The sequence below is a fragment of the Thermoflexus sp. genome, assembly GCF_034432235.1.
Taxonomy (GTDB): domain Bacteria; phylum Chloroflexota; class Anaerolineae; order Thermoflexales; family Thermoflexaceae; genus Thermoflexus.
On record NZ_DAOUCJ010000001.1, the window covers coordinates 48,598 to 58,040 of the forward strand.

Genomic DNA, 9,443 nt, shown 5'->3' on the forward strand with positions numbered 1-9,443 from the left:
CCGGCGTGCCGGATTTAGTGTAACGAGGGAGGAAAGGCCTGTCAACTATCCCGGGGATTTGGGCAGGGCTTTCCCGCTGCAGGAGCCGCTTGAGCGGCGACGGAGGGGGCGGATCCGAGCGGAGAGCGGGAGGGGCCGTGACCTAAGAGGATACCCTCACTCCCTTGCCAGGCTCGAGCCGGGCTCCAGATCTCACAGCGCGAATATGCATTCCAGCAACCGGCGGGTTTCCCCCTTCAGATCCGGCATCTCCCCCGGAGGCCCGACACACGCCGGGCATCCCCGCTCACACGGGCAGCGCTTCACCACCTCCAGGGCCGCTTCCAGCAGGGCCCTATGGACGGCCCAGAGATGGGCGGCGAACCCCACGCCGCCGGGAACGTCTTCATAGAGCAGGACGGTGGGGCCACTGGTTTCCTGGCCCGCTGGATCCACCAGGAGGCCGAGATCCGCCGGATCACTCATCAGGAAAATCGGGGCGAGGCCATGGAGCAGATGGGCCAGGCCGGAGAGGGCGCTGCGCGTCCCCAGCCTCTGCTCCAGACGCCGGTGGCAGCGCCGGCAGACGGTGATCAGGTTCTCCAGGGCATGGGCCTCCGCAGGATCCCGGAAGGCCCGCAGGGGCCGCAGGTGATGGACATCGTGGGCATGCCCCGGCGGCTCCGGAGCGCCGCACACCCGACAACGGTAGCCATCCCGGGCCCGGACCTGGCGGCGGACCGCTTCCCATTCCGGCCCGTAATCGAGGGGGCCGATATGAATCCCCTCTTCCTTCAGACGCTCCACCAGCGCCAGCTCGATGGTCAGCCACCACGCGGCCGTGGGCAGGATCACCTCCGGGGTTTCCACTTCCGCCCACCCCAGGAGCTCCCCGCCCGGCCATCGCAGGCGCCGATAGCCCACCACCTGATGCACGATGGTCACCTCGCCCCACGCGCAGATCCCCCAGGGCTCCACGCGGCGCGACCGCTCCGCATCGAGATGCCAGCGCGCCTCCACGATCGGCTCGGTGACCTCATCCCCTTCGAAGGGCTCCGCGATGGCTTCCCCCTGCTCCCAATCCACGGAAACGATCCGGTAGGCCGCACCCTCGTGCAGATACACGGCGCCCGGATGGACCAGCCGGGGGGCCGAGGGGCGGTCCATCTCGCCGATGATCCCCCCGCCCTTCCCCGCGCCCAGCCGGATCCTCACCCGATCCCCCGTGCCGGTCCGCAGGTTGACTTCCTGCGCCGGGTAACGGTCCGCCGCAAAATATACGCGCCCGTCCGTGGGGTTGCGGTAGAGGGGCTCTCCATCGGCGATCAGCCGATCCACGACCCAGCCCGTATCCAGCGTGCGGGCGAAGGGCTCATCCGGGCCCAGGGGCCACTCGAACGCGGCGCAACGCAGATGATCGGCCAGGATCGCCAGGTTGTCCGGATCAAAGCGGGCGGCCTCGGGGGGATTTCGCAGGAGGAATTCCGGATGGCCCGCGAGGTATTCATCGAGGGGAGTGGCCGTGAGGACCATGAGGGCGACGCTCAGGGGCGCCCGCCGGCCCGCCCGCCCCGCCTGCTGACGGACCGAAGCGATGGTCCCCGGATACCCGACCATCACACAGGCCTCCAGGGTTCCGATGTCCACCCCCAGCTCGAGGGCGTTGGTGGCGATGACCGCGCGGATCCGTCCTTCCCGCAATCCCTTCTCGATGGCCCGGCGCTCCTCCGGGAGATATCCCCCCCGATACCCGTGGACCTCCTCCGGATCCCCGCCCCGCTCCGCCCAAGCGGATCGCACCATGCGGAGGAGGCGCTCGACGGCCATGCGCGAACGGGCGAAGGCGATGACCGGGATCCCATGCTCGAGGAACGTCTGGATCAGGCCGGCGGCCGCCGTCAGGGCGCTCTGGCGCAGGCCGCTGGCCGCATCGAGAAGCGGCGGGCGATACAGGATGAAATGGCGCTCGCCATAGGGGGCCCCGTCCTCCTCGATGACATGGACCGGCCCCTCGACCAGCCCTTCAGCCAGCTCCCGGCCGTTGGCGACGGTCGCGGAGGCCAGGAGGAACTGGGGAGAGGCGCCGTAAGCGGCGGCCAGGCGCCGCAGCCGCCGCAGCACGTTCACCATGTGGCTGCCGAACACCCCTCGATAGACGTGGGCTTCATCGATCACCACAAAGCGCAGATGGCGCAGAAACGTCCCCCAGCGGGGATGCTGGGGAAGGATCCCCAGGTGGAGCATATCGGGGTTGGTCAGCAGCAGACGCCCGCGCTCCCGGACGAACCGGCGGGCCTCGCCGGGCGTGTCGCCATCGTAAGGGAGCGCGGCGGCCGGAAGCCTCATGGCGGAAAGCCAGGCGCGGAGCACCGCGAGCTGGTCATGGGCCAGGGCTTTGGTGGGGTAGACCAGCAGGGCCGTGGCCTGGGGATCCTCGCAGAGGGCCTGCAGGATCGGGAGCAGAAAGGCCAGGGTCTTCCCGGAAGCGGTGCCGGTGAACAGGGCCACGTGGGCCCCCGCGCGGGCCGCGCGATAGGCCTCGGCCTGATGGGTGTAGAGGGCGGAACACCCGGCCTGCCGGAGCGCCTCCCGCCATCGGGGATGGAGGTCCTCCGGGATCGGCGCCCACTGGGCCTCCCGGGCCGGCGCCCAGGCCCAGGCCGCAACCCGCCGGCGGAACGCCGGGTCCTGCCGCCAGCGTCGCAACAGGGCGGCCAGAGGCGTAGTCTCTTCATTCCGCCACAAGCGGCGCTCCCTCCAGATGCAACAGCCATCGCTTGAGATGACGGCCCCCGGTGTAGCCGCCCAGACGGCCATCGGCGGCGACCACCCGATGGCAGGGGATCAGGATGGGCAGCGGATTGGCCCCCAGGGCCTGGCCCACCGCCCGGGCCGCTCCGGGCTGTCCGATCCGACGGGCCAGCTCCCGGTAGGTGAGGGTCTGCCCATAGGGGATGCGGGCCGTCTCCATCCACACCTTCCGCTGGAACGGCGTGCCCTCGGGATCCAGCGGCACGGTGAACGCCCGCCGCTTGCCCTGCAGATACTCCAGGATCTGGGCCACGGCCTGCGCTGCCAGTCCCTCTTCCCGGCGCTCCATCTCCGGGTCGAGCGCCCGCACCCTCGCCCACTCCGCCTCCCCGTTTTCGCCAAAGATCACCCGGCGAACCCCGCGGGCGCTCGCCACCACCCATAACGTCCCCAGGGGGGTCCCCTCGGCCATCGACCAGTGCATGCCTCCCTCCGAACCCAGAACTCCAGGCGACGGTGGCTCTCCTCTTTATGATAATCCCAAGGATCCCGGAAGACGCCGGATGGGATCTCCACAGCGGGCCTTCTCTTCCTGAAGCCATGGCATGGGCTTCTGGAAGCCGCCTTACAATCGGCGGGCGGAATCCCGGATTTCCGTCCCTCTTCCCATGTTTGCTAAAATGCCCTCTGCGCTGAACCTCATCTTGGGGCATCCTTTAGACCGCAAGGAGGATCCATGCGCAGAATCGGCGGCTGGCTGCTGGGAGGCGGGATCGGATTGTTCCTGATGGGCATGGCGATGGGGAGCCTCCCATGGCCCGGGCCCCACGCCCTGGCGCAGGCGCAGGTCACCGCCACGCCCCGCCCGGATGGCTCCATCGTCCACACGGTGGAAGCGGGCGACACGCTCTTCGGCCTGGCCATGCTTTACGGGACCACCGTGGAGGAGATCAAGGCCCTCAACGGCCTGGAGTCCGATTTGCTGGTGGTGGGCCAGGAGCTCCTGATCCGCCCTCCCCAGCAAAGCGCCCCCTCGCCCGCTTCGACCCCGACCCCAGCATCAGGGGAGCGGCGCCTGGGAACGCTGTGCACCGGCGCCTTTGAGGACCGGAACGGCAACGAAACGAAAGACGAGGGGGAGCCCTGGATCGCGGGGATCCCCATCCATCTGATCGATGGCCATGGATGGAAGACGACGCTGATCTCAGAGGCCGGCCAGGCGACATGCCTTCGGGATCTCGAGCCAGGCTATTACGTGCTCGCGCTGGAGAGCCCGACCGGCTATGCGCCTTCCGGGCCCACTCGACGGGAGATCTGGTTGCCGTGGAACGCGGAGACGACCGTATGGTTTGGATTCCAGCCCTCCGCCGGGCCTGCCACGCCCACCCCCTCCCCGACCCGCGCGCCGTCCGCGCCCGCGGGACCGGATCTCTCGGCGCTCGGGCAAGGATTGCTCATGGCTGCCGGATTCCTGGGGTTGCTGCTGCTGGGCGTCTTCATCGGCTATCAGGTGGGGCAGCAACGCGCCCGGGAGCGTTAATACGACAGCCGCACCCGGCCTTCAAGTAGGGCAACTGCTTGCAGTTGCCCTACTACGGGAACGGGGAGGAAAGGGGGTAGCGTATGACCTGGACGGCGATCGTTCTGGCCGCAGGGCGCAGCACCCGGTTTCAGTCCGAGCGGCCGAAAGTGGTGCACCCTCTGGCGGGCCGCCCGATGATCCGGCACGTCCTGGAGGCCCTGCAGACGGCCGGATGCTCCACCCCACCGGTCGTGGTGATCGGCCCGTCCGCTTCGGAAGTGCGGGAAGCTGCCGGACCCGGTGCCCGGTTTGCGACCCAGCCCGAGCCCCGGGGCACCGGCGATGCGGCGCGCTGGGCGGAGCCGATCCTCCGGGGAGAGGTCGACCATATCCTCATCACCTATGGGGATCTGCCGCTGGTGCGCCCCGAGACCTTCCGCCGGCTGATCGAAGCCCATCAGGCCCGCGGGGCGACCCTGACCTTCCTGACCGCCCATCGAGCGGACCCCACGGGCTACGGGCGGGTGATCCGGGATCCGGAAGGGAGGGCGCTCCGGATCGTGGAAGAGGCGGAAGCCGACCCGGAGGAACGACGCCTCCCGGAGATCAACGTCGGCGTTTACGTCATCCGCGAGCCGTGGCTCTGGCCCGCCCTCGCCCGCCTGCAGCCCAGCCCGGCGAAAGGGGAGATCTATCTCACCGACCTGGTCGCCCTCGCCGCCGCGGAGGGGGCACAGGTGGAGACCGTCGCCCTGGAAGATCCCGACGAAGCGCTGGGGATCAACACCCGGGTGCAGCTGGCGGAGGCCGAGCGCATCATGCGGCGGCGGATCAACACCCGATGGATGCTGGAGGGCGTCACCCTCCTGGATCCCGAACGGGTTTACATTGAAGCCGGCGTGCGCATCGGGCCGGACACGGTGATCTACCCCGATACCTATCTGGAGGGGGAAACCCGGATCGGCCGCCGATGTCGCATCGGGCCCAACACCATCCTGCGGGACGCGGTGCTGGGCGATGATTGCATCGTGGAGGCCTCGGTCGTCGAAGGCGCCGTGCTGGCCGATCGCGTCCACGTGGGGCCCTTCGCCCATCTGCGACCGGGGACCCGGCTGGCGGAAGAGGTGCATGTGGGGAATTTCGCGGAGATCAAGAACAGCGTCGTCGGCCCGCGAACGCGGATGCATCACTTCGGCTACCTGGGGGACGCCACGGTCGGCGCGGACGTGAACATCGGCGCGGGGACCGTCACCTGCAATTACGATGGGGTGCGCAAGCATCCGACGGTCATCGAAGATGAGGCGTTCATCGGCAGCGACACCATGCTCGTGGCGCCGGTGCGGGTGGGGCGGAAGGCCAAAACCGGCGCCGGGTCCGTGGTGACCCGCGATGTGCCCCCGGAGACCTTGGTTTACGGCGTCCCGGCCCGCCCCCGCCCCTCCCCGTAGCCGCAGGCGAGGCATCCCTGCGCCCCGCCTTCCCTCCGGGTTGCTTCCCGCCGATGGCCGCATTACAATGGTTTACAACATCCGCCAGCACCCTGGCGAGCGGGGTTGGATTGATGAAGCGCCACCCGATCGTCTCCCTACCGATGATGAGGAGATCCCCTCTACGGTCGGGGGCCTGAGGCCCCCCCGACGAGCGGGTTGCCCTTTGCCCGCAGACCGCCGGCCTCGGCCGGCGGTCTTTGTTTATGGAGCAGGCGGATTTCGACTCCATGGAGGAGGTGCCGGATGGCGGAAAAGGTCCTGGTCTGCGTGGCATGGCCGTATGCGAACGGCCCGCTGCATCTGGGCCACATCGCCGGAGCCTACCTTCCGGCCGACATCTTCGCCCGCTATCACCGCCTGAAGGGCAACCGGGTCCTGATGGTCTCGGGGTCGGATTCCCATGGAACCCCCATCACCGTTCAGGCGGATCGGGAGGGCGTGCCGCCCCGGACGCTGTTCGAGCGCTATCATCAGGTCTTCCTGGAGACCTGGCAGAAATACGGCATCTCCTTTGATCTTTTCACCCACACCGATACGGAAAACCATCACCGGGTCGCCCAGGACATGTTCCTGCGCCTTCTGGAGAAGGGCTATCTCTTCAAGCAAACCCAGCGCCAGTTCTACTCGGAGGTCTCGCGGCGCTTCCTGCCGGATCGTTACATCGAGGGGACGTGCCCGATCTGCGGCTATGAGCGGGCCCGGGGCGATCAATGCGAGCGATGCGGGACGCTTTTAGAAGCCACCCAGCTGATCCATCCTCGCAGCCGGATCGACGGGAGCGTGCCGGTGTTGCGGGAGACCGAACATTATTTCTTCAACCTGCCCGCCTTCACCGAGCCCCTCCTGGCCTATCTGCGCGACAAAGGATACTGGCGGCCCAACGTGCTCGCCTTCACCCTCAATTACATCCGGCAGGGGCTCCAGCCGCGCCCCATCACCCGCGACCTGGACTGGGGCATCCCGGTTCCCCTAGAGGGGTTTGAGGGGAAGGTGCTTTACGTGTGGTTCGAGGCCGTCATCGGCTATCTCTCGGCGACCATCGAATGGGCCTCCCTTTCCGGAAACCCGGAGGCCTGGAAGGACTGGTGGTATGATCCGGGGGCCAAAATCGTCTATTTCATCGGGAAGGACAACATCCCCTTCCACACCATCATCTGGCCCGCCCAGCTCCTCGGCACCGAGCGGCTGTATGAGGAGGATCCCTCCAAACGCTTCACCCTGCCTTACGATGTGCCGGCCAACGAATTCCTGAACCTGGAAGGGGACAAATTCTCCACCAGCCGCAACTGGGCGGTCTGGGCCCTGGACGCGGCGGAGCGTTACGCAGTGGACGCCATCCGCTATTACCTGACGGCGATCATGCCGGAGACCCAGGATGCGGAGTTCCGCTGGATCGATTTCATCCGCCACAACAACGAAGAGCTCCTCTCCATCTGGGGGAACCTGGTCCACCGCGTCCTCACCTTCGCGGCCCGCCATTTCCATGGGGAAGTGCCCATGCCGGGCCTGATGGAGCCGCGGGACGCCGAGATCCTGGCCCGGATCGATGTGTCCTTTGAGACGGTGGGGCGGCTGATCGAGGGCTGCCGCTTCCGGCAGGCGCTGGAGACCGTAATGGGTCTGGCCGCGGAGGTGAACCGTTATCTCAATGAGCGCGAGCCATGGAAAGAGATCCGGGAAGATCGAACCCGGGCGGGGACAACCGTCTACGTGGCATTGCGGGCGATCGACAGCCTCAAGGTGATGCTCGCGCCCTTCCTCCCCTTCTCCAGCCAGCGGGTCCACGAGATGCTGGGGTATGAAGGGGACCTGGTGGGGCGCCTGATCGTCCGGACTGTGGCGGAGCGGACGCGGGAGCACCTTGTCCTCACCTACGAAGCCGATCCCCGGGTCCGCTGGGAGCCCAGCCGGCTGCCGCCGGGCCAGCGCCTGCGGGAGATCCGCCCGCTGTTTGAGAAAATCGACGAGGCGCGGGCGGAAGAAGAACGGGCCCGCCTGGGACAACCGACGGCGTGACCGACCCTTTGCGCCGATGGAAATCGGCCTTCATGGGCGCTTCGCCGGCACCAAAAACCCATCGGCCCCTCACGCCGATTGGAAATCGGCCTCGCGAGGCGCTTCGCGCCCCGCGTCGGCCTCCGCCGATGCACCGGCCGGCGCAGGCCGGCCATCGGCCGAAGGCCCCCAAAGGTCGAATTCATTCGACGCTTCCCGGGGCGCTCAGATCACGTTGTATTCCGCGGAACGACCTGCGAGGGCGAAGCGCTCCCATCGGAGCGGCGCGATATCCAGCGTATGGGCCTGGCCGTCCAGGATCTCCTCGGCCATGAGCAGGCCGGCGATCGGGCCGTGCATCACCCCGTGGCCGCTGAAGCCCGCCACCACATAAAAGCCTTCCACCGCCGGAACGCGCCCGAGGATCGGGTGGGCATCCGGGGTCACCTCATAGAGGCCGACCACGCGCGCCCGCACACCCGCGCGCTCCAGCAGCGGCATCCGCGCGATGGCCGCTTCCATATGGACCAGCTCCCATGCCGGGTCCAGCTGTTCGTTGAACCCGGGAGGCTCCGCCCGGTTCGACATGCCGGTGAGGATCCCCTCCCCTTCCCGGTGGAAATAGAGGCTTTGAGCGAAATCGATCACCATGGGGAAATCGGGCGGGATCTCCGGGATGGGCGTGGTGATGAGATACTGACGCCGGTAGGGGAGAATGGGAAGCTCCACCCCCACCATCTGCCCGATCGAAGCGGCCCAGGCGCCTGCAGCGTTCACCAGGATCGGTGTGGCGATCTCGCCGGCGGGGGTTCGCACCGCCTCGATCCGCCCGCCCCGGGTTCGGACCCCGATCACGGGGGTATGCGTGAAGAGCTGCCCGCCGAGGCGGCGGGCGCCGGACGCATACCCATTGACCAGGTCCATGGGGCTGAGGAGGCCATCGCGCGGGCAAAACGTTCCGGCGATCACGTCCTCCAGGCGCATCATGGGGAGCCGGCGGCGGATCTCCTCGCCTGCGAGCCATTCGGTGGGCACGCCGAGGCGGCGTTGCAGCGCCACCTGGTCGCGGAACGCGGCGACATCCTCCTCCCGAGTGAGGAGGAAGAGATAGCCGCAGAAACGCATCTCGAGGGGCGCGCCGGGGTCCTCGGGGAAGCGTTCCATCATCGCCACGCTGAGGAGAGAGAGGCGGATATGGATCTCGGTGGCGAACTGATGGCGGAACCCGCCGGCGGCCTTGCTGGTCGAGCCACAACCGAAGAAAGGACCCTTCTCCAGGACGACCACTCGCAAGCCGGGGGACTTCTTGAGGAGATGATAAGCCGTGCTCAGGCCCATCACCCCGCCCCCAGCGATCACCACATCCGCTGCAGCCGGCAAGGTCATAGGAGCGCCTCCGGGATTCGAAGATCGGTTTGAGCGGGGCCTGCCGGAACAGAGCGGCCGGCGTTCCGAGCTCCTTCGAAATCCGGGCCCCGAATCTCCAGCGGAGCAGTGGATGAGCGGTCCCAGTCGGTCAGGCAACCCCTCGGCCTCCGGAAGGATTTCCCCCACCGCTTCACGCCTGCGATCCTCCCGGTAAGAAAAACCCTGCGTTATCTTCCCTCAAAAATCTTCCGCGGACCCCCTGAGGATTTCCGGCGATCGGGGGTCCACGGGAGCCCTCTAAAAGACCCCGTTTCAACACACCTTTTCCTGCCCCATCC

Annotated in this window: 6 protein-coding genes; 3 read left to right on the forward strand and 3 right to left on the reverse strand. The window is 67.7% G+C overall.

The genetic code is table 11. The annotated features are described in order from the left end of the window. Positions 1 to 192: 192 nt before the first annotated feature. Complete coding sequence (locus VAE54_RS00270) at positions 193 to 2,724, reverse strand: DEAD/DEAH box helicase (RefSeq protein WP_322799922.1); 2,532 nt, start codon at positions 2,722 to 2,724, stop codon at positions 193 to 195. Next, entirely contained in the window at positions 2,711 to 3,214 is a 504-nt protein-coding gene (locus tag VAE54_RS00275) for a methylated-DNA--[protein]-cysteine S-methyltransferase (protein ID WP_322799923.1), read from the reverse strand. The genes VAE54_RS00270 and VAE54_RS00275 overlap by 14 nt, the downstream gene beginning before the upstream one ends. A gap of 252 nt (positions 3,215 to 3,466) precedes the next feature. Between VAE54_RS00275 and VAE54_RS00280 the strand changes: the two genes are divergently transcribed. The 3 genes from VAE54_RS00280 (at position 3,467) to metG (ending at position 7,758) form a co-directional block, all read left to right on the forward strand. Further along, on the forward strand, positions 3,467 to 4,270 hold the full coding sequence (locus tag VAE54_RS00280; protein WP_322799924.1) for a LysM peptidoglycan-binding domain-containing protein: 804 nt from the start codon (positions 3,467 to 3,469) through the stop codon (positions 4,268 to 4,270). An 83-nt stretch (positions 4,271 to 4,353) separates the two neighbouring features. Beyond that, a complete protein-coding gene (gene glmU / locus VAE54_RS00285) occupies positions 4,354 to 5,700 on the forward strand; it encodes a bifunctional UDP-N-acetylglucosamine diphosphorylase/glucosamine-1-phosphate N-acetyltransferase GlmU (RefSeq protein WP_322799925.1) in 1,347 nt (448 codons plus the stop codon). Positions 5,701 to 5,985: 285 nt separating this feature from the next. Continuing rightward, positions 5,986 to 7,758: a methionine--tRNA ligase gene (gene metG, locus VAE54_RS00290; protein WP_322799926.1), complete on the forward strand. Its 1,773-nt coding sequence runs from the start codon at positions 5,986 to 5,988 to the stop codon at positions 7,756 to 7,758. Positions 7,759 to 7,962: 204 nt separating this feature from the next. Here metG and VAE54_RS00295 read toward each other — a convergent pair whose 3' ends face one another. Next, a complete protein-coding gene (locus VAE54_RS00295; protein ID WP_322799927.1) occupies positions 7,963 to 9,123 on the reverse strand; it encodes an FAD-dependent oxidoreductase in 1,161 nt (386 codons plus the stop codon). Between the last annotated feature and the right edge of the window lie 320 nt (positions 9,124 to 9,443).